The organism is Nostoc sp. FACHB-892 (assembly GCF_014698795.1).
Taxonomy (GTDB): domain Bacteria; phylum Cyanobacteriota; class Cyanobacteriia; order Cyanobacteriales; family Nostocaceae; genus Nostoc.
The window spans coordinates 15,908-41,572 of record NZ_JACJTR010000017.1; the positions used below are offsets into that span (position 1 = coordinate 15,908).

Sequence of the window (25,665 nt, forward strand, 5' to 3'; positions counted from 1 at the left end):
CATTAGTCATTAGTCATTAGTCATCAGTCATTAGTCATTAGTCATCAGTCCTTTGCTAATGACAAAGGACTAAGGACTATTGATTATTCGTCTTCTTCCAGCGATTCGCGGGAAAGAGATTCATAAGTTGGTCGAGGAGGTGTGCGACGGGCTGATTGGTCTGCCATCAAATCGACTTCCACATCTAGGGAACTACCGTCTGTTTGGGTTTCTACCTTGTGTACGGCAATGTCTAAGCCCAATGATTGCAACTCGCGCATTAGCACCTTAAAGGATTCTGGAGTTCCAGGTCGAGGAATTGCCTTACCTTTAACGATCGCATTCAACGCTTCATTCCGTCCTTGCATATCATCAGATTTAACTGTGAGCAATTCCTGTAAGGTGTAAGCTGCACCAAAGGCTTCCAATGCCCACACTTCCATTTCTCCAAACCGCTGACCACCTTGTTGTGCTTTACCACCCAAGGGTTGCTGAGTTACCAGTGAGTATGGGCCTGTAGAACGGGCGTGAATCTTATCATCCACCAAATGCACCAGCTTCAGCATGTAAGCCACACCGATGGTAATTGCTCGGTCAAAGGGTTCGCCTGTACGACCGTCATACACCATAATTTTGCCAGGGTTATCTGGGTTATATACCCAGTCTTTACCTGTTTCGTCACGTGCTTCTTGCAATTTGCCATGCACGATTCGACGAGATGACTCTTCCCCGTACATTTCATCAAAGGGAGTAATCTTAAATCGCACTCCTAAGGTTTGACCAGCCCAACCCAAGAGGCATTCAAATACTTGTCCGACGTTCATCCGACTGGGTACACCCAAGGGGTTAAGTACAATGTCCACTGGTGAACCATCGGGCAAATAAGGCATATCTTCCGCCGGTAATATCCGAGAAATAATCCCTTTATTACCGTGGCGTCCTGCCATTTTGTCGCCAACTTGGATTTTACGTTTTTGGGCAACATATACCCGGACTACCATATTGGCTCCTGGTGGCAGTTCATCGCCTTGTTCACGAGTAAACAAGCGCACATCAACTACACGACCTTTTTCACCATTCGGTACTCGCAGGGAATTATCCCGCACATCTCTTGCTTTTTCACCGAAAATCGCCCGCAACAGTTTTTCTTCTGGCGGTTGGTCAGATTCCCCTTTGGGGGTGACTTTTCCTACCAAGATATCTCCAGCTTCTACCCACGCTCCAATGCGAATGATTCCCTGTTCATCTAACTGACGCAAGGCATCTTCGCCGACGTTGGGAATTTCTCTGGTGATTTCTTCTGGTCCCAGTTTGGTTTGTCTAGCTTCAATTTCATATTTTTCAATGTGAATTGAGGTGTAGACATCATCCTGCACCAGTCTTTCAGAGATTAAAATTGCGTCTTCGTAGTTGTAGCCTTCCCAAGGCATATAGGCAACTACAATATTTTGTCCTAACGCCAATTCACCGCCTTCGGTGGAGGAGCCATCAGCCAGCACCTGACCAGCAACAACTCGTTCACCAATGCGGACGAGAGGTTTTTGATTTAAACAGGTGTCTTGGTTTGAGCGTTGGTACTTGGAAAGGGTGTACTTAATTTCGGAGGTATTAGCTTTAGGACGAACGCGAATTTCTGTGGCATCCACATAAGTGACATCACCATCAGTACGCGATACAATCACCATCCCGGAGTCTCTTGCTCCTTGTGCTTCCAAACCAGTACCCACCAAAGGACGCTCTGGCTTCAGTAGCGGTACTGCTTGCCGTTGCATGTTCGATCCCATTAGCGCTCGGTTAGCGTCATCATGCTCCAAGAAGGGAATCATGCTGGTCGCTACCGACACAATCTGTACGGGAGATACTGCTACATAATCGACCTGCTCCGGCGTTGTGGTGGAGAATTCTTGCCGATAGCGGACTGGCACTTGTGGTCCAATAATGTGCCCAGTTTCATCTACAGGAATATCCCCAGGAGCAACCCGTAAATCATCTTCTTCATCGGCTGTCATGTAGGCTGGAGGCAGATCAAATCTGACTCGTCCATTTTCCACAGGTCTAAATGGCGTTTCTAAGAAGCCGTACAGGTTAACCCGCGCATGGGTTGCTAAAGAGCCAATCAATCCAGCGTTGGGGCCTTCTGGTGTCTCAATGGGGCAAATACGTCCATAGTGACTAGGGTGAATATCCCGCACTGCAAACCCAGCGCGTTCGCGGGTTAAACCACCAGGGCCAAGGGCACTCAGGCGGCGTTTGTGGGTCAGTTCTGCGAGAGGATTGGTTTGATCCATGAACTGACTTAACTGGCTGGAACCAAAGAATTCTTTAATTGCTGCTACTAGTGGTTTAGGGTTCACCAAGGAAGCAGGGGTTAAAACTTCGGCATCGGATACAGTCATCCGTTCTCGAATAATTCTTTCTAAACGGTTCAAGCCGACCCGCACTTGGTTTTGCAGCAATTCACCGACGCTTCTCACCCGACGGTTGCCTAAGTGGTCAATGTCATCGATGTTACCAATGTCGTATTCTAGGTTGATTAGGTAATCTACAGCTGCCAAGATATCGCCAGGAGTCAACACCCGCATTGTGTCTGGGACGGAAAGGCGCAATTTCTTGTTGAGTTTGTACCGTCCGACACGACCAAGGTCATAACGTTTCGGGTCAAAGAATCGGGAGTCTAGGAGTTGTTGTCCACCTAAGACTGTGGGTGGTTCGCCAGGACGCAGTTTGCGATATAACTCCATCAGGGCTTCTTCTTCGGAGAATTGCCCTTCTTTTTCGATGGTTTTTTGGAAATACTCTGGGTGGCGTAGGGCATCAAAGATTTCGTTGTCTGATAACCCTAAAGCTTTTAATAGTACCTGCGCTGAGAGTTTGCGGGTTTTGTCAATGCGTACCCACACCAAATCGTTACGGTCTGTTTCAAATTTCAGCCATGCTCCCCGGTTGGGAATTAAGCTAGCTGAATAAGTACGTCGCCCGTTTTTATCTATTTCTGATTTGTAATATACTCCTGGCGATCGCACTATTTGGTTGACAATTACCCGCTCGGCCCCGTTAATAATAAACGTGCCGCGATCGGTCATCAAAGGCAAATCCCCAATAAATACTTCTTGCTCTTTGATTTCACCTGTTTCTTTGTTAATTAGGCGTGTGGGGACATACATTTGGACGGCGTATGTACTATCCCGCCGTTTAGCTTCTTCGACGCTGTACTTTGGCTCTTTGAGTTTGTAGTTATGTCCTAAAAAGTGCAGTTCTAATTTGCCCGTATAATCTGTAATAGGACTAAAGGAGTTAAGTTCTTCTATCAGCCCTTCTTCCAAAAACCAGCGAAAGCTTGAGCGCTGGATTTCAATCAAGTCGGGCAATAGAAAGGCGGGTTCCATGTATGTTTCTTTGGTCATGCCTCTACCTTTGTCAACCTGGTTAAATTTTTACTTAGACACTGCTGTTTAACGCTTCCCACTGCTAGCAAGGCAAGTGTCATTAGCTGTTTGGGATCTTCTTACACACCTGTAAATAGCATATGTGGGCAAACGCAGCGATTAAAGCTGGAATGAGCAATTTGCACAAGGGGGTAATCGCCCGTAATCGGGGACTCAAACGCCAAAAACCCACTATAGTCTTGATTTAACAAGAATATACAGTTGAGATATTCCTGAGTTTTATCTACTTTCTTCATTTCCCCTCCAAAAAGCGCGTTAATTTTCTGACGCAGCTCTATACGGTGTGCCTGAAATCGACCACGCTATTTATACTGTCAGTGATATTTTAAATATCCTAAGACTGAGGGAATGATCCGCACCTTGTTGGCTTTGAATCAGAATCACTTCATTTTGCTGGATTGTACTCACAAGGCAATTTCGTTTAAGGATTTTGTATAGGTTTGATAAACACCAAGCCTATGTTGGGCAATCTAGCTCAACCTGGGTTGGCACGGTTAGTCATGTGTGGAGAGCATCCGCTTGTAGAGATTTGGAGGATGGCCAAGCCGATAACATTACGGGAAATTAGGCTCAGAAATTTTAGGTTCCTTCCTTTATCATTATGGCGCAAGCAAAATGTTTTTGAGGGAATAATATTACCATATTTTCCCCTCTAGAATTTTATTTTTTTTAGCACAACTGAATAAAATAGATTAAAGCACACTTTATATTGACAAACCAAATAATTCACAGGCATTCTGGGTGGTTTGATGGGCGATCGCTTCTACCGTTTCCTGACGCAGTTTAGCTACTTGCTCGGCTACGTATTGCACGTAGGCAGGCTCGTTACGCCTTTCGCCCCGTTTCGGAACTGGGGCGAGAAATGGGCAATCTGTTTCAATTAGTAGGCGATCGCTACTCACCATTGCAGCAGAGGATTGGATCGCTTTGGCATTTTTGAACGTTACCGTCCCGCTAAAGCTGATGTAGAACCCTAAATCGAGAAACCATTGAGTTTCTTCTGGCGTTCCTCCCCAGCAATGCATGACACCCCGCACTGTTTCTCCCTTGATATTCCGCCATTTTTGCAACACTTCTCTGGTTGCCGCAGCAGCGTCGCGGCAGTGGATAATTACTGGTAAGTTGAGTTCAGATGCGATCGCTAACTGTGACTCAAACACCATAAGCTGATGTTCATAGTTATCAGCTTTGTAAAAATCCAGCCCCATTTCCCCAATTGCTACTACATGAGAGTCAGAACTGGCCAAAGTTTTGATTTTCTCGGCTGTCTCGTTATTCCATTTATCAGCATCTAAAGGATGTAGCCCTACGGCAAAGCTGATTTCAGGAAACTCGTGCGCTATGGACTGAATGCTAGAAAACTCCTCTGGGTGAACACACGAATGTACTAAATGTACTACTCCTGCTTCTTGCCACCGTGATCGCACTATTGCTAAATCCGGCTGGAAACTATCAAAGTTGAGATGAACGTGTGTGTCTATCAGTTGCATTCTTTGCCCTTTGTCATTGGTCATAAATTATTAGCCCTTGTCACGACTAAGGATAAATGACCCTCTGGGTGAATCTTTTTCCTACTAGTCACTGCTTTGCGATCGCCAAGCTTCAAATAAAGAAACGATGTTCGCCATTTGTTTTAATTGGGCAGAACCTAAGCCAGTAGCTCATTGGATAGCCCTAACATGGACGGGTTAATAGGCATAGAGCAAGTGGTGTGGAAACCCTCAAGACTGCACCGGCTTGCCATTACCCTTGGCGTTTCACACCACTTACTAGAACAAGTTCGTAAGACAGTGGCTCCGTGGGTCTGAGGAGGGCACTGACTCACCAATGACTATTCAGCAACTGCTGGAGTTAGGGGTTTTAGTTTATGAGCCAATCTCGACTTTTTCCTAGCCCCATTGTTGGGGTGAAGCACACCCCGTTTGATCGCTTTATCGATTTTGCCGTAAGCCTCGGATAACCGAGCCTGTGCTTCTTGTTTTAATTCTGGGGTAGGATTAGCTGTATAGACAGCTACAGCATTAATGTATTTCTTCATCAGCGTCTTGACTGCTGATTTGTAAGCTTTGTTACGCAGTCGGTTACGTTCTGCGATTTGGGCACGCTTGAGAGCAGACTTTGTATTCGCCACAGTCAATTCCAAAAATACTATTAATATGTACACACACTACTAGACTTACTAATATAGCATTCAAATTGCCAATGTTATAATTTCCTAAAAAAATAATTGGGAATTTGGTGCTGGAGATTGGGGAAGAATTTAGTCCCTAACCGTCGCTCCCTAATCTTCAGCCTTTAATTTGGTGTGTTGTCAATTTAAGAAATGCGTTAAAATTAAGGTACATCAGGTAAAATAGTGATTCTAAATTCATCATCTAGTTAAGCAATGTGATTTGCCAGTATAATGAATATATTCCTAAAGATGTATTGTTAAAAGGCAAGGAAGCTTAAATAGCTAAAGTTTCAAGGGTTTCCAAGTATAGAAACGATATTATATTATTGTGTCTGTACAAATGTTAACTACTAAAAGTTAGGAAAAAAAATAAGTAAAAATTCTACTCAGACCCTAATCCCTGTAAATATAGGGAATTAGATGTGTAAACACACTACCTCCACCCTGTAAGGAGTGAGGTAAAGGGCATTAAGGGTAGCGGGAAATGGCACGCCTGCTTCCTGCTGCTAGCCTACAGAGGCTAGTGGAACTGAGTAATTGAGTCGACTTCTTAAGCAAACCATCCCCTGGCAAGCTTGAGAGTATCAAAAAAATCCAGGTTAAGCTAGAGAAGAGAATTAGAGTCAGCTTGCACACCCCAGTGGGTCAAGAGCAAAACTAAATCTCAGGTGTGAATATTATAATTTTGGCATTGTCTTTACTCCATGCTGCGAATCATTACTCAGCAGGCAGACGTTAGAGCCGAACTACAACGGATCTGCGATCGCACCCATGACGAACAGGTACTTCATAAAGAAGCAACTGTGCGGGAGGTTTTGCAGGCAGTGAAGCGCCAAGGCGACAAAGCTGTATTGCATTACACAGCAGAATTTGACAAACAAACCCTGAAAGCAGAAGAACTTCGCGTTACAGGCTCGGAATTAGATGCAGCCTATCAGCAGGTGTCAAAAGAGTTGTTGGGCGCAATTCGGCTAGCTTGCCGCCAAATTGAAGCGTTTCATCGTCAGCGAGTCCCAAAAAGCTGGGTACATTTTGGTGACGATGAAATAGTGCTAGGCAAACGCTATACTCCCGTAGATAGAGCGGGGTTGTATGTGCCTGGTGGTCGTGCTGCCTATCCCAGTACAGTGCTGATGAATGCAATTCCGGCTTATGTTGCTGCTGTACCTCACGTGGTGATGGTAACACCACCAGGCCCAGGGGGTGCAATTAATCCAGCAGTTTTAGTTGCTGCCCAAGAAGCAGGAGTACAAGAAATTTATCGCATTGGAGGCGCCCAAGCGATCGCTGCTTTAGCCTATGGCACAGAAACAATTCCGAAAGTGGATGTGATTACTGGGCCTGGTAACATTTATGTCACCCTAGCGAAAAAACTTGTATATGGCACCGTCGGCATTGATTCTTTGGCAGGCCCCAGCGAAGTGCTGGTGATTGCCGATGAAACCGCAAATCCGGTGCATATAGCTGCTGACTTGCTGGCCCAAGCCGAACACGATCCAATGGCAGCAGCGATTTTGCTGACGACAGATGCGGCTTTAGCGAAAAACGTGCAATTAGCCTTGGAAAGACAGCTAGTAGATCACCCACGGCGAATAGACACAGAAAAAGCGATCGCTCACTACGGCTTAATTGTCCTTGTAGAATCCCTCCAAGCAGCAGCAGAACTCTCAAATGAATTTGCCCCGGAACACCTGGAATTAGAAGTTAAAGACCCTTGGGCACTCTTACCACAGATTCGCCACGCTGGGGCAATCTTTTTGGGTTACTCTACACCAGAAGCTGTAGGAGACTATTTGGCAGGGCCTAACCACACCTTGCCAACTTCTGGCGCTGCCCGCTATGCCTCGGCATTAGGGGTGGAAACTTTCCTCAAACACTCCAGCATTATTCAATATTCCCAAACCGCACTGCAAAATGTGGCTAGTGCCATTGATGTGCTAGCAACAGCAGAGGGCTTACCTTCTCATGCTGATTCAGTCCGACGCCGAATTCAGCAAGAAGAGTAATTTGGAATAGTTTTTTGGCGGGCATCTACAACTTGGGCATTGCTCACCTAATCCACTGGCTTATTTAAGCAAGGAGCTACTTGCATAATAAGCCAGCTAAACTATTACGCATTTAACTTGAATATTTACATGAAGCCTGATGACTGATGACTGATGACTGATAACCGTCAACAGTTAACAGTTAACGATTGTAAAGAGTGTTTATATAATTTAGGCGCACATCAGTTTAGCAGTTCAGAGGAGGGCAACCCTCCCCAAAGAACTGGCGAAAATATTCTTTACATCAGTTGCTGCACCCCACTAGCATCAAAGTGGGGTGAAACCGATCAATAGCACAGTCTCGAATATAAACTAAGTAGGCAGATGAAAAAATAATTTAGTGTAGCTGCCAACAAGTTTTGCTACATACTTATGTAAGGGGTCTACTTTTTAGGAGACGAGAGCGGTGCTAAACAATATTTTGGTAGCTCTGGACGGTTCGGAAGTTTCAGAACGAGTAATTCAGACTTTAGATAATTTGGCGTTATCAAAAGATGCCAAGGTTATTCTTTGTCATGTCTTTCTTACGCCAGAGTCAGAGATGGAACTACCCGCTGATCGTCCTCAGCCAGAGTCACCAACATTTTCTTATTTTCATGTTGAAAAACAGCTGCAATCATATCAGGAAAAATTATCAGTCAGAAGTGAATTAGAGATGGTAAATGGTGATCCTGCCGAAGAGATTATTCGCCTTGCCAATATTTACAAAATTGACTTGATTATAATTGGCAGCCGGGGATTGATGGGGATGAAGCGAATTGTCCAGGGTTCTGTTAGCAGTCAAGTTGTAGAAGAGGCTAATTGTTCGGTGTTAGTTGTCAAACCAAGGTAAAAATTTGTCAGGGGAAGCAATGACTATAACCACCCCAAAACTAACCTTTGAAGAGTATCTAGCTTATGATGATGGCACTGATACGCGCTATGAATTGGTCAATGGAGAATTAATTCCCATAAGTCTAGGAAGTGGACAACATGGGGAACAAGTGTTGACGGCTGACAATTAAAAGTAATTTGCTCCACAACCTTCTTTAGCATATTGTGTAAAACATTGGTAGTTTATTTTATTTACACTATAATATTCAATAACATTGAGAGAAAACCCAAAAAAATAGCAGGATTTTATCCCTGCGTAGAGTAGCGCTTGTTTTACTATTGGACTACTCAAAGGTGAACAGTCTATTTATGTAAAAGCGCTGCTGACGGTTGCTGGCAGGCAACCTCAAAGTTAAGTTTGTTGAAGAAAAGGGAATGTATGTCAATAAACGTATGTTAAAATACCTAGCAAAACAGAAGCAGCTAATCGTATCTTTACGTTTACAATTTTCCTTCTCCTAAACTTCATAGTTTTGCCTATTGTCGTAAATCAAAAACCACCAGGGGTAATACTAATGCTTTAGCTTTAACAACGAATAAATAAGTTTTGAGAGGTCAATGGAGTATTTACCGTATCCATAGTCTTTCTCATCATCGTCTTTCTCGTCTTTTTTGCCGTATTTCTTCTCGTACTTTTCCTCGTCTTTTTTCTCGTCTTCTTTCTTGTATCCATAGGTACCACCAGACAGGTTGGCTTCTTCACAAGTGGTCAGTTCGCTAAATAGTATGTTTGTCTGCATATTTCTAGTTCTCTTCAATTGATTGTTGGGATTAGAGTCATCGCCAAAGCAATAGATATACACATAAAGTGTATACTTAGTTGCTTTTTTGTTTCTCCATAAGTATTATACGACTCTGGCTCACAAGATCAAGCAACTAAGTCGTGAGAAACCATGTATTATATGTATTCAACACAGATATTACATGGTTTATATTTATACAGTTTTAATAAAAAATGAGATCGTATTTATCAAAAATTGCAGGCATCAATATAAATACGATTGGTACGGGGATCTCTAAGCTTAATTTTGTCAAAAAATAAATGAATTAATTAAGCTAATTAAGTATTAATACTTATAAATTAGCGAAGATTCGCAGAATTAAAGATATAATCAAGTAAACCAAATAACATTTTTATACAAATTGCATTTAAATAAATCTATAAAAAGCAAAACTGGATTCTGCATTTTTGAATAAGTATTTTTATGTGCAAATATTTTTGCAATAAATAATTTTATACAACTTTAATTTTAATTTATATAACTTCTTTTAATATAGAAACCTTTAGCTTCGCTGAAATATTTATATTAATTTGAAAAAAGATTTGCATTCACTATAACAAATGTTTTGCAAATAAATAAAGAAATAATCAAGTTTTTCAGAAAAATTATAAAGATTTGGTGTTTGTATTAAAATGCGCTAATTGCTCTTTAGACCTAGCTGTATAAGTAAGTAGGCGCTCTTGATTTGCCAAAAACTGACGCAAGCAAGTTCAACAAACTCAGCGTTTGACCCAAATTCAAGAGTATTGGATTGTCTATCCATTAACTAGCAAAGTAACTGTATTAATATTGATAGAAGAATTATATGAACCAACAGATTTTGTTGGTACTGAACGTATTCAATATCAAATTTCTCCAGAGTTAGAATTAATAGTTGAACAAGTGTTAAGAGCCGAAGATTAAAAGTAATTTAAGGATTTTAAAAATCTAATTCAAATACATTGTGATAAAACCCAAAAAAATAGCAGGGTTTTATCCCTGCATACACTAGCGCTTGTTCCTTACTTGACTACTTAAAGATAAGCAGTATTTTCAGAAAAAAGCGCTAAAGAAACCGATTGACTGTTGTCACAGTCAATCGAAATTTGTTAACTTTGTTGAAGAAAAGTAGTTGGGTAGTAATAAACGTATGTTAGGATAATCACAACAGAGTTGTAAACGGCTCCATCGCTGGTAGTATATCGATTAGCAATGAAGTAGCAATGAAGCGACGCACAAAAGCAATTTAACCTGCCTCAACAGGGCAAATTGGCTAATATGCGAACTTTTATCCCGGTAAAGACGCGATTAATCGTGTCTTTATCTTATGTTATGTACCTTCTACTGAACTTCAAAATTAGTTCTTTTGTACATTAACGTTGGTTCCACCGTTTGCACTAGCACTACCTGTCTTACTTAATATGTTAAAGCCAGAATTAGCTATGCCACCATTTGCCTCTTGCTTATTCTTTTGGACGTTGACTTTTTGGTAGTTGTAGTAAGAAGGGAACCAATTACCGCCAGACAGATTCATTTCTTCACTGGCGGTTAATTCGGTAAATAATGTGCTTTTCATGTTTTTATTCCTCGGTTTAATTACTTATTGAAAATTAGAGCAATATCATAAATCGGCAAATATACTCTTTGTATATTTGTCAGCCTTTTTGCTCCTTGAATTTATTATACGATTCTTTCTAAATAGATCAAGCAACTAGTTGTTTAAGAAATATGTATTAAACATCTTCACTGAAGATATTACATAGTGGCTATTTATACAGATTAATTAAAAATAACTTTTAATTTATCAAAAGATTGGAAGCATAAATATAAGTAATTTATAGAGGTAATGAGTCTAAAAAACATCACGTAATTTCATCTAAATCTTCCAGTATTATTATTCCTACTTAATGAAACAAGCTGTTGATTATAGGATAGAGCACAATTGTTTCATTTAAAATATGCCCCTCCTAACTTTCTTACTGGAGGGAATTTTATTGCTTAAGTGGTCGCGTATCGCACTGCCACTAATCTATCCCACTAATAATATTTGTATCTGCGCTACAGAGCTTAAGCTTAATTGAGAACTGAGAACTAAAAATCAAGATTTTAAAGCATATTTGACAGAAAGAAGTAGGGGTTTTTAAAATAGTGGGATAGGTTTACATAGCTATAGCAATCCTAAGGCTGAAAAGCTTATAAATCTGTATTTTTCACGTTTCAATTTGGATTACTATAGCCCTCTTTCAAGAAACATTTATGTTTCTTTACACCCATCGGGAATGCGATCGCTTTCCTCAGGCGCTTTTGTAACTTTGGGAAAATCCAATCATCCAAAAGATTAAGGAGCTTTAGTTTCTATTGGAAAATAAAGTATCAAAACTTTATTCCATAAAAGCCTCATAATTTGGCTTAGATTGTTGTTTTCTGAAAGTGGCGAAACAGGTACAGCAACTTGGGTTACTAGGTTGCACTGTTACTTCCACCATTTGCATTTGCATTACCAGAATTAATAGTATTATTGCTGCCAATGATAAAATTAAAGCCAGAAATAGCTATGCCGCCATTCGCGCTTTGTTGATTAAAAGATTTATTCTTTTTAAAAATTTTCTTACCACCAGATAGATTAGCTTCTTCACTAACGGTTAGTTCTGTAAGTAGTGTGCTTCGCATATTTTTAGTTCTCACTTGATTGTTGGGATTAAAATCATTGCCAAAGTAATAAATGTAGACTAAAAAAGTACATTTACTTATTTTTATTTGGCTGTAGAAATATTACATCAGTCTAGCTCAAAAGGTCAAGCGACTCATACTTAAAAAATTATGTATTACACATCTTTAACCCAAATATTACATAGATGCCATTTATACAAAGTCGTTTTTGATGAAGTTTGTATTTATTAAAAAATGGAAGGTATTAATATCAAGTACGGCTAACTAAAAGCTTAATTCTGTCAAAAATCATAGAATAAATTGCTTAAGTATTTATACTGTTCAAGTAACGAATATGCGGAAAATTAAATATATAACCAATAAAAATAATAAAAAATTATACTAATCGTACTTAAATAAGTTTATAAAATTCCAAACTGTGATTCTGAGTTTTGAGTAAGTGTTTTTATGTAAAAATGTATATTATTAGGTTTTTTATATACACCATCAAAGTTAGGATATATAATTTATATTGATAGGCAAACTGCTAACTTTTCATAATTATTAATTAGTTTGGAAAAAGCTTTGTTTTACTAATATAAATATTTTGAAAGTAAATAAAGAAAAGATAAAATTTTAGATAGAAATTATAAAAATTTGATACTCTTACTAATATGTGCTAATTGCTATATCAAACCTAGCTATATATAAGCTTGATATTTACATACTAAATACATACAGGCAAGGCACTTATTAGGAATAAAAGCAAAAGCCATCATTTTCGCCTTCGAGGGCGAAAACGCCAATTTATGGGAGTTTTGTAAAAAAGCTCAATTAAAGAAAAGACGGCAATACCCAGCAGAATCAGTTACTGCAATCGCACATCGATGCACAACTCAAAGCGCTACTAAGTCCAATGGAATGCGACAGGCGAATGTGACAGGCGATCGCATCTATGAACCAATATCAGCAGATGGGAAATACGAAGGCGATCGCTATTCTCTAAATTAAGGAAATAGAACAAGCTTTCAAAGCTGCCTTTGCTACACTAGAACGGGCTGAAGCGGGACTGAATGCCTGCGATGCTAATGTATATAGTGCAGTTACGACTGGTGAAGGCTGGCGTTTTGGAGTTTATCATCGTGCGAATCGCCAGGTGACTCAACACCAGAAACGCTATAAAGTTTCAGAAGATTTATCTGTACTGGTAAAAATTATTTTAGACATTATTTCTGGTTTATAAACTGGGGACTGGGGACTCGGAGAATAATCAATGCCCAATCCTCAATCCCCAATTTTTTTTACGTCAATCGAATCAACGTTCTTGAGTTGCCAAAAACTGACGCAAGCTTAACAAACTCACTGTTTGACCCAAATTTAAAGGCAAAAGCGAAATTCCTTCCAAGCGGGACTGTACCCAACCTTCTCCCCAGTACCATTCGTGGAACCCGTCAATACCCCCACTAAGTACCAAGCGGAGACAGTTTGATTTGACAACATCTACTTGATGATGAATCGCAACTGGCCCAGTCCAGGTAGTAAACTGGAATCCTGGAAGCAATTCTTCTGGCATTCCTGGCGCAAAGCGTTGCCCTAAGAGCCATTTTTCTAGTTGCATCGGATGCAGCAGACTGTCACGAATTGCATCTGTTGATGCTTCGATTTCGATCCGCAGTTGGCTTTGTTGAAAATTACCCAGCATTTTTATAGGATTACCTAAAGGTGAGCGATCGCTATTTCTAATTTAGTCATTAGTCATTAATCCTTTGCAAATAACTAATGACCAATGACAGCCGTTTATTTGCCTAACACTCCACTACGTTACTTTTCTTGCAGCAGAGAACTTAGAATAGAAAAAGTGAACTTGTTAAGAAATGTAAGGTTATTCATGGCGGATCAGTTAATTCGTGCAACAGCAGCCGAAGGTGGAATTCGTGCCGTAGGTGTGATCACCACACGTTTAACAGAAGAGGCACGGGGACGACACAAGCTTTCCTATGTGGCAACGGCAGCACTGGGTCGGACTATGGCAGCAGGCTTATTAATGGCTTCTAGTATGAAGCGAACTGGGTCAAGGGTCAATGTCCGGGTGAAGGGCGATGGCCCTTTGGGTGGCATATTGGTAGATGCAGGCTTAGATGGTACGGTACGCGGGTATGTGGCAAATCCATCGGTGGAATTGCCTCCCAATGCCAAAGGTAAGCTAGATGTTGGCGGTGCAGTAGGTGACGGCTACCTCTATGTTGTCCGCGATATCGGTTATGGTTATCCTTACTCTAGTACGGTAGAACTAGTTTCTGGCGAAATTGGCGATGATGTGGCTCATTATCTAGTAAATTCCGAACAAACACCTTCAGCTTTAGTTTTAGGCGTGTTTGTGGGAGCAGGTGGAGTAACTGCGGCTGGAGGATTACTGGTACAAGTATTGCCCAAAGCTGCCAGAGACGAAGCCCTAGTAGAAACATTGGAATCACGGGTTGCTGGTCTAGCAGGATTTACGCCATTGTTGCAAGCTGGTAAGACGTTACCTGAAATCTTTAACGACTTGCTGGGAGACATGGGACTGGAAATCTTTTCCGAACGGCAAATGCTGCGTTTCCACTGCGGTTGTTCTTTCGATCGCGTTTTGGGGGCATTGAAGATTTTGGGAGAAGCCGAACTGCAAGATATGATTATTAAAGATGATGGTGCTGAAGCAATTTGCGAGTTTTGCGGCAACGTCTATCAGGCAAGTAGCGATCAGTTAGCTCAACTAATTGCCGATTTGCAAGCTGAATCTACCGTTTCAGGATAAAGTATAAAAGGGCACTGATTTTTTAGATTGCTAATGCTACTCTGTGGAGAAAGATACTCAAAAAAATAGCTTTTTAATCATCAGAAAGTTACTATGTCAACAATGGAATTATCGACCTAAAACAGAGCGCTATTCAATTATTTTGGTGTGAGAAATGACAGAGCGGGATATTCCAGATAGTTGGTCTTCAGCCAGTGGAAGAGAGCCAGATCAAAACAAAAGATTATCCCGAACAGAGCAATTCGGTGAAACTCAGCCATTTGATGTCCCAGCTACTGGTTCTACTTCCAAGTCAGTGAAGCGGCGAAAAAAAAACAATATACCCCTATGGGGAAAAAAGCCACCCAAAGCGTCTCGTAGAGAAGGATTACCTATAAATAGTCATTCAGAAGAAACTACCCAACTCAGCAGAAGCTTTGGTAAATTGCCACGCTGGATGAAAAACTGGGTGTTGTGGTCAGTACTACTAATGTTAATTCCCGGCAGTGTAGGGTTCTTGTCGATTGCAATGCTGCTAAAGTTGCCCACTGCCCCTAATTGCCCCTCGATTTTCTGGCCCCTAGCTAGTGCTTCTGTGCGGCTACACTGCGCTCAGTTAGCTGCTTCTAAGCAGACAGTAAACGACCTTTTGCAAGCGATCGCTCTGGTGAAGGAACTACCAGAAAATCACCCGTTGCATGGAGAAATTGATCGTTTCATCGAAGAATGGTCACGGGATATTTTGAAGTTAGCTGATCAAAGTTTCCAAACTGGAAATTTAGAAGAAGCGATCGCTACTGCTCGTAAGATACCCGAAGATGTGGCAGCTTATAAATTAGTCGATGAGCAAATTGACAAATGGCAGTCGATTTGGTCAAAGGCAGAAGCTACATATAATGGTGCGATCGCAGAAGTAAAGGAACGACGCTGGCAATCGGCCTTCATGTTATCCGCTAAAATGCTGCGTGTAGACAATCAATATTGGGCGGGCACTAAATACGACCAATTGAATCGTCTAATTGCCACAGCGCGGGAAGATGGCGATAAGTTAGGAAAAGCCGAAAATTTAGCAAACAGCAAAGTTGTTGATAATTTATTAGAAGCTATCAAGTTAGCCGAGTCTATTGGGCAAGAAAGTTACATTTACCAAAAAGCTCAGGAAGCAATTCCCACATTTGGACGCAAAATGCTGGAATTGGCACAGGCAAAACTAGATAAGCAAGATGCGGATGAAGCACTGAATATTGCAAGACAAATTCCAGAGATTGCGAAACTACGGGGCGAAACAGATGACTTTATCGCCATAGCTGACGCGAAAAGAAGTGCTTGGATAGGTAATGTTTCTGGTTTAGAGGCTGCGATCGCTCAAGCACAACAGATTGATCCTTCCAGACCAGTGTATAATGAAGCACAGCAACTAATTGCTCGTTGGCAGTTAGAAATTGAAGATGTTGCCAATCTAGAAAAAGCGAGAATATTGGCTAGTGAGGGAACAGTCCCTAATTTAACAGCAGCGATCGCTCAAGTACAGCTCATCCCTGCTAGTAACCCCCGCGCCACAGAAGCTAGGCAAGAAATGGGTCGCTGGCGTGCCCAAGTAGAGACAATTGAAGACCAGCCTTATTTAGAACGTGCCGAACAGATAGCAATATTCGACGATATTAACTCCTTGCAAGCTGCGATCGCTCAGGCTAGCGAAATTCGTAAAGGTCGTGCATTATATCCAGAAGCACGGAAAAAAATTCGTACTTGGGTAGGAAAAATTCAGCGAATTCAAGACCAGCCCTACTTAGATCAGGCGCAAGAGCTGGCTCATAGTGGAAATCTCACCGCCGCTATTAGCCTAGCCCAACAAATTGCATCGTCAGGAAGGGCGCTTTCACAAGAAGCACAAGCTGCGGTAAATGACTGGCAAGGGCAAATTCGCACTAAAGAAAACTGGAGAAAAGCTCAGGAAGTGGGGGCAGTTGGCACGCCAGAAGCTTTGGTTGAAGCAATACGACTGGCGGATCGGGTTTCAAACAATAGTATCTTACGTATGGATGCAAATCTGGCTATTGACCAATGGAGCCAGCAATTGTTAGAAATAGCCCGCTCTCAAGGTCAGTCTGATATTGCTAGAGGGATGGACATTGCAAAATCGATTCCACGCGGTAGTGCTGCTTACAGTGCAGCACAAGAGCAAATTAGGGCTTGGCAGGAATTTCTAAATCCTCAACCAGCACCCCAGCCGCAACTTCAGCCTCAACCGGAATCTCTACCATTTCCTCAATCAACTACTAATGGACAGTAATATTTTCGTTAATTAGGGTAGCACGGCTAGCTGTGCTACCCTACGAAAATTTATTCCCCCATCACTCTCCCCATTCTTTAATTACAGAAAATAGTGATGAGTAATCATCATCAGCAAATGACATTTTTACGGCTGTTTGCAAGATTTGCCGCACACCTTTAATACTGCTGAGATCCAAACTTCGGGATTTCGCTTCAGAGATAAATAATTCTGTATCTTTGAGCAAGTGTTTTGTAGGGAAATTCGGATCAGCATAATTGCCATCCAACATCCGTTGTAGCTTTTTGTCGAAGGTAGGTGCGTAAAGTGGACTGTCGCGCAAGATTTGCATAAACACATCCACATCGACACCTTGACGCTGGATAAAAGCCAGACTCAGAGCAAAGCTAGTTGTTAGGGAAGCTATTAGTTGATTTAATGCTAATTTGAGCGCCGCCGCAGATCCTACTGGCCCTATAAGTAAAGGTTCTGTCCCAAAATTTTGGAGTAGCTTTAAGTGCCGTTGATATTGTTCTGGCTCTGCCCCTACCATAACACTCAACTTGCCAGCTTTTGCTTCTGGGATACTCCCTAATACAGGTGCTTCTAAATACTCACCACCACCACCAACAACTGCATCTCTAATTTCCTGGCTTTCTGTAGGAGTAATTGTTCCCATTTGGATGATCGTGCGTCCTTCCAGAGTTGGCCAAGCAGTGTCTGAAAGCAACACATTATAAATAGCCGGGGCATTAGTAAGCATTAGGATTACGCACTCAGCACCACGGATGGCGTGGCGGGGATGTGTAACAACTTCAGCCCCAGCTGCTTTTAGTGGTGCTAATTTTTCTGGGGTACGATTGTAGGCAATTAGCTGTATATCTGCGGCTAATAACCTTTGAGCCATTGGTAGTCCCATCAGTCCAGTTCCCAGAAATGCCACCTTCATTTTTCACGTTCCTTTAATACGGCCTAGGCGTAGCCTATTGTAGTTCCATCGTTTGATTTTAATATCAGTTATCAGTGAACAATGTCTAAACACTGATAACTGTTTACTGACTAATGACTTATGTCTCTGGTAATTAGCCACCAGCAGCAAAAGTCGCCATAATTAGCACTGAAAGTAAAAGCCCTGGAGTAAGTAAGGTTACTAGCATTAACAGGTCATGGGTGGACATAATTATTACTTTGGTAGTGTGTTTAACTTTACAGTAATCACTGTTATGCTAGTCTAAATAAGACTAATACTGCATTCTTAAATAGAGTTTTAACTTTTCAAATTTATTTTTACTCTGGCAGGGCCAATCCTTTTAGTGGTTGAGTAATCTCTGTTTTATCCAGACCTTTGCTCTGAACTAGGACTCCAAAGCCGCCCAGCCCTGTGGGATCTAAAAACTGGTGTAGTGCGTCTCGCCTCTGTAGTAACTGCGAGAGGGGTTGCTGTTGATAAGAAAGGGCTGCAATGCGTTCGCCTAACCCCAACGCCATCAAAAATAATCCCTGCTGAATAAAACCAACATTCTTTAAATTGCACTTCTCACCCCAAATTTCCAAAGCCGTAAAGTCAACATGGGCAGTGATATCTTGTCGCCCAATATTGATATAAGGGTTGTCGTGGAAACGATGGTGATAATAACACTGTAACGTTCCCTGCGATCGCCTGGGATTATAGTAACGACTGGCGGGGTGGCCATAATCAATTGTTAACACATAGCCGCGCTGCAAGCGGTCGGCTACTATACTCAACCAGTCTAGGGCAGCTAAATTAATTTCACTACGGTAGCCATCTTGATATACACTTTGGGTCAAATCGATTCCTACTAAATCTAAATGTTCAGCTAGTTGGGGCGTTGAAGGTTCTCCTGTGACTTCTATAAATGATGGGCATGGGGCATTGGTTTCTTTTTGATTCTTATCTGTGGTTACATAAATTTCTCGGAGTTTCCCCGTTTCTAGGATGAATTGATGGACAGGGAAAGCATCAACTAACTCATTAGAAAAAAAGCAGCCTGCGATCGCATTTGGTGGTATATCCTCTAAATTGCACCAACGCACGGGGAAATCTTGCAAGCGTTGCTGTTGTTCTTGTCTTAAAGTTGGCGACTTTTCAACAATGATGTACTCTAACGCGGTAAAAAAATCTGGGTAGTGCAGTTGATGATATTTAAGAATATGCAAAGCTAGCAATCCTTGGCCTGCTCCCATTTCTACCAGAGAAAAGGGTACAGGCTTTCCTAAAATCTCCCACATTTGGAAAAACTGTTCTGCTAGTAACTCGCCGAAGTCAGCGCTGAGGTTGGGAGAGGTGAAAAAATCACCACCTTGAAAGCCAATTTTGACTGCATCGCTGGAATAATAGCCATGTTCAGGGTGGTATAAGGCCAGATCCATGAATTGGGCGAAAGTAATTCGCTGCTGTGGAGAGGTGGTAATGTGATTTGCGATCGCTGCACACAGCAAAACATTGGAATCCATAAAATCTTTCATTGTCGTGTTAGCCTGCTACTCGCAGTAAGCGGATAAACCCTTCTTGCTCGAAGTGCCGATCGGTAGACAATGCCTCTGTAATCCCGCGTTGGCGCATTAACACAAAACTCAGTGCATCACATAGAGAGTAAGTTTTATCCTCTCGCTCTATTAGGAGATCGACTGCTGTTCGGTGCAATGACTCATCTACCCAAACCGTTTCTATATCTGGGTTATCCAGCAAGTCAACCACAAAAGCGAGGACGGATGAACGCGGAAAACGCCTTGCAGTACCTAACGCGACGTACTCAGCAATAATATAGCTGTGAGTTAATCGGATTGTTGCTCTTTTATAGGCAGCACTAGCTTCAGTGTGCAAAGGCTCAGTCTGATAGTGCAAACAAAGCAACCCAGAGGTATCGAGGAGCATTAACCCTCCTCGTGGTTACTGGCATACTCTCTCACCAAATCTGCATCTATGCTTTCATTGTTCAAATCAATGGGATGTTCGAGATTGAGTACCCCAAAATGGCGTTCAAATCTGGCTCGTGCTGTCTCCTTTTCTGCTTCAGACAACAATTTAAAAACTTGTCCAAACTGTTGCTCTAAAAGCGTTGCAGCTAACCGTTCAGGAGGAATGCCAATTGCCTCAGCCTGTCGCGCAATTGCAGTGAAAATCTGATCGTTCAGTTCCAGTGTCAGAAGATGAGTCATAGAAGTATGGAACGTGGCTAGAGGCTACGGTAATTATAGCTTTGCTTGTTTGATGCCCTAATTAATGAAAAACTTGCGCTATGGGAATTACCAATTTTAAGGTAGCGATCACTATTAAGCACTCACCAACGACACTAGCACACCATTGGGATCGCGAACACGAGCAATCATTTGTCCCCCAGGCTGACTTTTAGGGGCATCTAATGTTTTTGCGCCTGCGCCGATCGCTCTCATGTAAGCGCTACCAACATCAGGAGTAATAAATGATATTTGGATTAATGCTGGTGGTTGTGTAGCGTCGTTAGGATGGCAGCCACCAGGAAATAATTTCTGTGCTTCGCTACTAGAGGAGAAAGCTAGTGTGGTGTTTCCGGTTTCAATTTCTGCCCAGATAGATTGTCCCTTATCCACGAGAGTACGGCGAACTAGACCAAAAGCTTTTTCGTAAAACTCAACGGTCTTAACTACATCGTCTACCCAAATAACCGTGTAAGCAAATTTCACAGTTTTTTCTCCTTAATTAGAAAAATCAGTGCTGGCGAGGATTTCTGCTACTTTACTGTAGGCGATTTGAATACACCGTGACTTAACTCTCCAGAATATTACTATCTGTTGCTAGAGTTTGTGCCCCTGTTTGCATCATTTCTATATCTGATGGCGACCAATAATGCGGCCCTTGACAGTGATGTGCTACTAGCAATCCCCATAATCCTCTAGGGATGACAATTGGTACAACTAAGTTGGCACGAACCTGCATATTGCGGAGAAAATCTCTGTGACAAGGCTGGATTTGCTCTAATTCAATATCAGCGATCGCTCTTACGCGTCCTGCTAAGTATAAAGCAGCATACTCGTTGTTAAAACAATCATCTGGACCAGTGGAACCAAGTATTGAAAACTCTTGAGAACTCAAAGATTCAAAAGTCACTTGTCCTTGCCATTGACTGTAAAAATAATACAACACCACCCGATCAACCTGAAGCGATTCTCTAAGTTGATTGGTTGTTTGCCGAACTAACTCATCGCGCTGCATTGTTTTAACGAGGCGATCGAGCAAATTTTGTAAACCCTGTTCAGGGCGATCGCGGCTATGGTTAAATTCGGACTGAGGATGAATTTGCACGGTTCTAAAATTACGACTAAGTAAATGCTGCCGGATTTATATAGTAATTTATTAGACCTTGTTTAAATATATTCTTATATTTATAGCAGCAATTCAATTTTAACAGAACATAATACTAGTCAACTTCTTCGGTGAATTTTAAAATAATATTAAGAAATCTTTTTTGTTTAATTTGTACCAGAGAAAGTTTAAAATTATAAATTTAAAGTTAAGAATTTTAGAACCTTACAAATAATATGTTCAGTTTTTCTATAACTTAAGGCAATAAATACACTTCAAGCAATAATGTAACAATTCAGTTTGTATTGATAGTTACAGATATCTGTGATGTTGTTAGTATTCCTCGTTCCCATGTTCTGTATGGGAACGAAAGATTAAGCAGAGACTAATTCTGAGTTTGCAAACATTGGAACAAAGGTACGGTAAGTTGACAATGTTGCTTCTTTAACGGTTGCATTAACAATCGGAAATGTGGTGAGGATGTAGCTAAATTCATCTTCGGTTAAACCGTAAAGATGGGCTATCATTCCATCGAGTTCGGCGCGTAGTTTAGCGCGTTTTGCTTCGTCGGTAACGCCTTGTTGATGGGAACCTAGACCGACTTCTTGCGCGAGTTCGTCAAATTCTGGTGTAGTGCAGATGAGTTTGGCGGCGCGTTGTACAATATCGTTGAAGTTGCGATCGTTTTTTGTTAAACGTGGGACGGGTAACTGGTATAGATAAAACATATTGAGGTTTGTAGTAACCTTCTGCCGTAAACAGTAATCAATCACTAAACTATTGAATACTGCTGTACTAAATAACATCTCTGAGTTATTCATATTGATTTGATTATTTTCTGAATACCTCAGCGATATTAAAAGTGAATTTCCACAAAATACTGATTTTGGTACAATGCTTGAAATCAGAGATCGTTCATTGGTGCTGAGAAATTATACGGAAAAATTATCAATTTATCTGAACGTCGCTTGTATTTGTGCAGCCATGATTTTTAATTGTTAAGTATATTTGCTGATTACTTTATCAAAACGCCGAATTGCTTTATAAAAATGCCCGTTTACTTTCTCAAAATACTGAAATGCTTTCTCAAAAGAAGCTTTGACTTACTCAAAAGAAGCTTTTGCTTTCTAATTTTAGTGTTTTCCGCAAGCAAAAGAAGCTTTGACTTACTCAAACCCCAGTTTGCTTTCTCATTTTGGTGTTTTCCGTAAGTAAAAGAAGCTTTGACTTACTCAAACCCCAGTTTGCTTTCTAATTTTGGTGTTTTCCGTAAGTAAAAGAAGCTTTGACTTACTCAAACCCCAGTTTGCTTTCTAATTTAAGTGTTTTCTGCAAGGTGATTATTGTAGAGACAGCGATTCATCGCGTCTCTTGCCTTAAGCGAATAGTATTGTTTAGGATTGCTAAATGGTATGGTATAGCAATAAACTGATGACAGAGGAACTGGAGAGAGCAGATAATGATAGCCCGTGGAAAGAAGTTTTAGAAGCTTATTTTCCTCAAGCAATGCAATTTTTCTTTCCCCAAACAGCAAAAATAATTAATTGGCAACGTCCCCACGAATTTCTCGATAAGGAATTTCAACAAATAGCCCGCGAAGCAGAACTTGGTAGGAGATATGCAGATAAATTAGTTAAAGTCTGGCAAATTTAAGGACAAGAAATTTGGCTATTAATTCATGTAGAAATCCAGGCTAAATCAGAAGACATCTTTCCAGAAAGAATGTTTTCCTACAACCTGCGAATTTTTGACAGATTTGGGAAACCTGCCATAAGTTTGGCGATTTTGTGCGATACAGACCCGAAATGGCGACCCAATCAATATTATTAATAAAGCGTTGCTCGATATCTGTAGGCGGCTGTTTGTGTTTGGCAATAACGTAATTTCCTAGCCCATAACGAGGTAAATTCAGTTGATTAATTACTTCTACGACTAACTCAGAGTAAAGACGAGCATAAAAGTCAGTGCTAGAACCTTCTAAAGTAAACTTCAGACTACGAGGTAGACGCTGGGGAAAATAAGAACGTCTCCCATCAGAAAATTCTAAATATTTCCGCCCTGTTTCATCTGTATGGGCATAATTATCTTTGATAAACGAGCGAGTACGTCGCACCATGTAACGCTTCATCAATTCTCACCAGTCATCAAGGTGTTCGCTTTTCTCAAAGGCAGCTAAAGAACGCACAGAACATTGATGCTTTCTAATAAACTCTAATTCTCCTATAGAACTACCGCCAAGTTCATTAATTAAAGCTTCTGGTCTTAATCCCAAATCTTGGTCTTCTGGCACAAATAGCCGGAGTTGGGCGGAAAGGTCGAGATAACTTTTATTGTAAGGAGTAGCAGATAATAATATACATTTACTTTCGTTAGCTGCAATATATTCTATTATTGTTCGATAACGTTTACCTTCGCGGTTCCGTAAGTTGTGGCTTTCATCAATTAACACAACTCGGTAACGCCGGAGTGTTGGTAATTTATTTTGTACTTGGCTAAATTCCAACGCCATGCGTTTTTTAAACCGCACAATGCTACTGTTATCAGTTCTTCCATCACCATTACTAAGGGTAAATGCTGCATGAACTTCATCACTGGGTAAGCTTTGCATCCCAATTAGCAAACGACAACAAGCATTTTCACTACCAACATACTGTTCAATCAAATCATCAATTCTTCGCCAACCTCTGAGGTTGAAGTAGCCAACACAAAAATCTGCCCGATAAGAGATTTTGAGGGTTTCTCGTAAAATCGGTAGCAGTTGTAAATCAATGTTGTCAAAAATGCGGGGCATTATTTAAAACTCTATAAATATTTGGTATTTATGTTATATGAGTAAAAAATTTTTCTAGCCAGATTAGTGAAGAGAAGGAAGAAGTTTTTAACTGAACTAGTTTTACCTAATGCTATAAAAAAAGAGCAGTTGCACTGTAATACAACTGCTCTAAAAACTACTTAAATAGATATTTTCTACCTATCCACAGACCCCATAATTACGTCAACACTGCCGAGAATCACCACAATATCTGCAACCTTCATGCCCCGCAGTAAATGTGGGACAATCTGGAGGTTGTTGAAATCTGCGGCGCGAATTTTCCAACGTGCTGGGAAAACATTATCATCGCCAACCAAATAAATTCCCAATTCACCTTTGCCACTTTCTACACGGGCGTAGATTTCACCCTTGGGCATCTTGAAAGTAGGCGAAACTTTTTTGCCGATGAATTGGTAATCAAATGCGTCCCACTCGGATTTTTTACCTGCGGCTAAACGCTTGGCTTCTAGATTTTCGTAAGGGCCGCCAGGAAGTCCTTTAATTGCTTGGCGAATAATCTTCACAGATTCGCGCATTTCCCGCATCCGCACTACGTAACGGGCAAAGCAATCACCGGCGGTTTCCCACTGCACATCCCAGTCGAAATCGTCGTAACATTCGTAATGGTCAACTTTCCGCAAATCCCATTGCACGCCAGATGCGCGTAACATGGGGCCGGAAAGTCCCCAGTTAACTGCTTCTTCACGGGTGATAGTACCAAGACCCTCAACACGTCGTCGGAAGATGGGGTTATCGGTTACTAAGCGTTCGTACTCATCAATTTTGGGTAATAAGTACTCGCAAAATTCCAGACACTTATCTACCCAACCGTAAGGTAAATCGGCTGCTACTCCGCCAATGCGGAAGTAATTGTTATTTACCATCCGATAACCTGTGGCAGCTTCCCACAAATCATAAATCATCTCCCGTTCCCGGAACTGGTAGAAGAAGGGAGTTTGTGCGCCTACGTCAGCAAGGAAGGGGCCAAACCATAGCAAGTGGTTAGCGATACGGTTCAACTCCAGCATGATGACGCGGATGTAGCTAGCACGTTTGGGGACAGCAACACCTGCAAGCTTTTCTGGGGCGTTAACAGTGACGGCTTCGTTGAACATTCCCGCCGCGTAGTCCCAGCGACTGACGTAAGGAACGTACATTACATTAGTGCGGTTCTCGGCGATTTTTTCCATTCCCCGGTGCAAATAGCCGATGACCGGTTCACAGTCAACAACATCCTCGCCATCCAGAGTCATGATTAGCCGCAGAACCCCGTGCATTGAGGGGTGGTGTGGCCCCATGTTTAGCACCATTGGTTCAGTGCGGGTTTCTAGTCTGGTCATAGATTTCGTGTTCTCCGTTCGTGAAAATTTTGAATTGAATCGCCCAGATGCCAACCAGACCCGATTTATCTAGTTTGCCAAAATGAGGTTTGTATGGGCAATCTATATAATTAGGACTCTACAGGGTTATGTTGGAGAGAGGATAGCAGCCGAGGAGTTGTAATTGATGTTTCATTTCGTTGCACCTCTTCAATTATTATAGGGAAGCTTGATATGCAAGGGATTGAGGCACAGGTTTT

General features: G+C 41.5%; 23 protein-coding genes and 1 pseudogene. 8 read left to right on the plus strand and 16 right to left on the minus strand.

Annotated elements, in window-relative coordinates; translation table 11 throughout:
- Positions 1–83: 83 nt before the first annotated feature.
- From rpoB to rpsT, 3 genes are all read right to left on the minus strand, one after another.
- The gene (gene rpoB / locus H6G96_RS21380) at positions 84–3,383 is read right to left on the minus strand and encodes a DNA-directed RNA polymerase subunit beta (protein ID WP_190913320.1); all 3,300 of its coding nucleotides are present in this window, start codon (positions 3,381–3,383) and stop codon (positions 84–86) included.
- A 746-nt stretch (positions 3,384–4,129) separates the two neighbouring features.
- On the minus strand, positions 4,130–4,915 hold the full coding sequence (locus H6G96_RS21385; RefSeq protein WP_190913424.1) for a TatD family hydrolase: 786 nt from the start codon (positions 4,913–4,915) through the stop codon (positions 4,130–4,132).
- A gap of 341 nt (positions 4,916–5,256) precedes the next feature.
- Positions 5,257–5,556 carry a 30S ribosomal protein S20 gene (gene rpsT, locus H6G96_RS21390; RefSeq protein WP_190729059.1) on the minus strand — a complete coding sequence of 100 codons (300 nt, stop codon included), beginning with the start codon at positions 5,554–5,556 and terminating at the stop codon, positions 5,257–5,259.
- Between the two features lie 746 nt (positions 5,557–6,302).
- On the opposite strand from rpsT, the gene hisD reads away from it, so the two are divergent.
- The 4 genes from hisD (at position 6,303) to H6G96_RS21410 (ending at position 8,647) form a co-directional block, all read left to right on the plus strand.
- Complete coding sequence (gene hisD / locus H6G96_RS21395) at positions 6,303–7,604, plus strand: histidinol dehydrogenase (protein ID WP_190913321.1); 1,302 nt, start codon at positions 6,303–6,305, stop codon at positions 7,602–7,604.
- A 153-nt stretch (positions 7,605–7,757) separates the two neighbouring features.
- A complete protein-coding gene (locus tag H6G96_RS21400) occupies positions 7,758–7,937 on the plus strand; it encodes a hypothetical protein (protein ID WP_190913322.1) in 180 nt (59 codons plus the stop codon).
- Between the two features lie 112 nt (positions 7,938–8,049).
- Positions 8,050–8,475, plus strand: a complete 426-nt coding sequence (locus H6G96_RS21405; protein WP_190913323.1) for a universal stress protein — start codon at positions 8,050–8,052, stop codon at positions 8,473–8,475.
- A gap of 19 nt (positions 8,476–8,494) precedes the next feature.
- Positions 8,495–8,647 carry a hypothetical protein gene (locus H6G96_RS21410; protein WP_347242261.1) on the plus strand — a complete coding sequence of 51 codons (153 nt, stop codon included), beginning with the start codon at positions 8,495–8,497 and terminating at the stop codon, positions 8,645–8,647.
- Between the two features lie 381 nt (positions 8,648–9,028).
- Here the strand turns inward: H6G96_RS21410 and H6G96_RS21415 are convergent, their stop codons facing one another.
- A complete protein-coding gene (locus H6G96_RS21415; RefSeq protein WP_190913324.1) occupies positions 9,029–9,256 on the minus strand; it encodes a hypothetical protein in 228 nt (75 codons plus the stop codon).
- 768 nt (positions 9,257–10,024) lie between these two features.
- Between H6G96_RS21415 and H6G96_RS21420 the strand changes: the two genes are divergently transcribed.
- Positions 10,025–10,201 (plus strand): hypothetical protein, encoded by a 177-nt coding sequence (locus H6G96_RS21420; protein WP_190913325.1) that lies wholly within the window; start codon positions 10,025–10,027, stop codon positions 10,199–10,201.
- Between the two features lie 433 nt (positions 10,202–10,634).
- On the opposite strand, the gene H6G96_RS21425 is transcribed toward H6G96_RS21420, so the two are convergent.
- The 3 genes from H6G96_RS21425 to H6G96_RS21435 form a co-directional block, all read right to left on the minus strand.
- Entirely contained in the window at positions 10,635–10,853 is a 219-nt protein-coding gene (locus H6G96_RS21425) for a hypothetical protein (protein WP_190913326.1), read from the minus strand.
- Between the two features lie 884 nt (positions 10,854–11,737).
- On the minus strand, positions 11,738–11,947 hold the full coding sequence (locus H6G96_RS21430) for a hypothetical protein (RefSeq protein WP_190913327.1): 210 nt from the start codon (positions 11,945–11,947) through the stop codon (positions 11,738–11,740).
- 1,294 nt (positions 11,948–13,241) lie between these two features.
- On the minus strand, positions 13,242–13,628 hold the full coding sequence (locus tag H6G96_RS21435) for a hypothetical protein (protein ID WP_190913328.1): 387 nt from the start codon (positions 13,626–13,628) through the stop codon (positions 13,242–13,244).
- A 186-nt stretch (positions 13,629–13,814) separates the two neighbouring features.
- Between H6G96_RS21435 and hslO the strand changes: the two genes are divergently transcribed.
- Entirely contained in the window at positions 13,815–14,720 is a 906-nt protein-coding gene (gene hslO / locus H6G96_RS21440; protein WP_190913329.1) for an Hsp33 family molecular chaperone HslO, read from the plus strand.
- 154 nt (positions 14,721–14,874) lie between these two features.
- Positions 14,875–16,992: a chromosome segregation ATPase gene (locus H6G96_RS21445; RefSeq protein WP_190913330.1), complete on the plus strand. Its 2,118-nt coding sequence runs from the start codon at positions 14,875–14,877 to the stop codon at positions 16,990–16,992.
- A 61-nt stretch (positions 16,993–17,053) separates the two neighbouring features.
- Here the strand turns inward: H6G96_RS21445 and H6G96_RS21450 are convergent, their stop codons facing one another.
- The 7 genes from H6G96_RS21450 to H6G96_RS21480 form a co-directional block, all read right to left on the minus strand.
- Positions 17,054–17,920, minus strand: a complete 867-nt coding sequence (locus tag H6G96_RS21450) for an NAD(P)-dependent oxidoreductase (RefSeq protein ID WP_190913331.1) — start codon at positions 17,918–17,920, stop codon at positions 17,054–17,056.
- A gap of 338 nt (positions 17,921–18,258) precedes the next feature.
- Positions 18,259–19,446 carry a class I SAM-dependent methyltransferase gene (locus tag H6G96_RS21455; RefSeq protein WP_190913332.1) on the minus strand — a complete coding sequence of 396 codons (1,188 nt, stop codon included), beginning with the start codon at positions 19,444–19,446 and terminating at the stop codon, positions 18,259–18,261.
- A 19-nt stretch (positions 19,447–19,465) separates the two neighbouring features.
- Complete coding sequence (locus H6G96_RS21460) at positions 19,466–19,867, minus strand: PIN domain-containing protein (protein WP_190913333.1); 402 nt, start codon at positions 19,865–19,867, stop codon at positions 19,466–19,468.
- Positions 19,867–20,151 (minus strand): hypothetical protein, encoded by a 285-nt coding sequence (locus tag H6G96_RS21465; RefSeq protein WP_190913334.1) that lies wholly within the window; start codon positions 20,149–20,151, stop codon positions 19,867–19,869. Before H6G96_RS21465 ends, H6G96_RS21460 begins: the two co-directional genes overlap by 1 nt.
- A gap of 114 nt (positions 20,152–20,265) precedes the next feature.
- Positions 20,266–20,655 carry a VOC family protein gene (locus tag H6G96_RS21470; RefSeq protein ID WP_190913335.1) on the minus strand — a complete coding sequence of 130 codons (390 nt, stop codon included), beginning with the start codon at positions 20,653–20,655 and terminating at the stop codon, positions 20,266–20,268.
- Positions 20,656–20,737: 82 nt separating this feature from the next.
- Positions 20,738–21,274: a GAF domain-containing protein gene (locus H6G96_RS21475; RefSeq protein WP_190913336.1), complete on the minus strand. Its 537-nt coding sequence runs from the start codon at positions 21,272–21,274 to the stop codon at positions 20,738–20,740.
- Positions 21,275–21,648: 374 nt separating this feature from the next.
- Entirely contained in the window at positions 21,649–22,095 is a 447-nt protein-coding gene (locus H6G96_RS21480; protein WP_190913337.1) for a hypothetical protein, read from the minus strand.
- 610 nt (positions 22,096–22,705) lie between these two features.
- Between H6G96_RS21480 and H6G96_RS21485 the strand changes: the two are divergent.
- Positions 22,706–23,098, plus strand: a pseudogene (locus H6G96_RS21485) (hypothetical protein); the annotation flags it as partial.
- 310 nt (positions 23,099–23,408) lie between these two features.
- Here the strand turns inward: H6G96_RS21485 and H6G96_RS21490 are convergent.
- Positions 23,409–24,065 carry a DEAD/DEAH box helicase family protein gene (locus tag H6G96_RS21490; protein ID WP_242063356.1) on the minus strand — a complete coding sequence of 219 codons (657 nt, stop codon included), beginning with the start codon at positions 24,063–24,065 and terminating at the stop codon, positions 23,409–23,411.
- A gap of 176 nt (positions 24,066–24,241) precedes the next feature.
- Complete coding sequence (locus H6G96_RS21495) at positions 24,242–25,426, minus strand: NAD(P)H-quinone oxidoreductase subunit H (protein WP_190913338.1); 1,185 nt, start codon at positions 25,424–25,426, stop codon at positions 24,242–24,244.
- Positions 25,427–25,665: the final 239 nt, after the last annotated feature.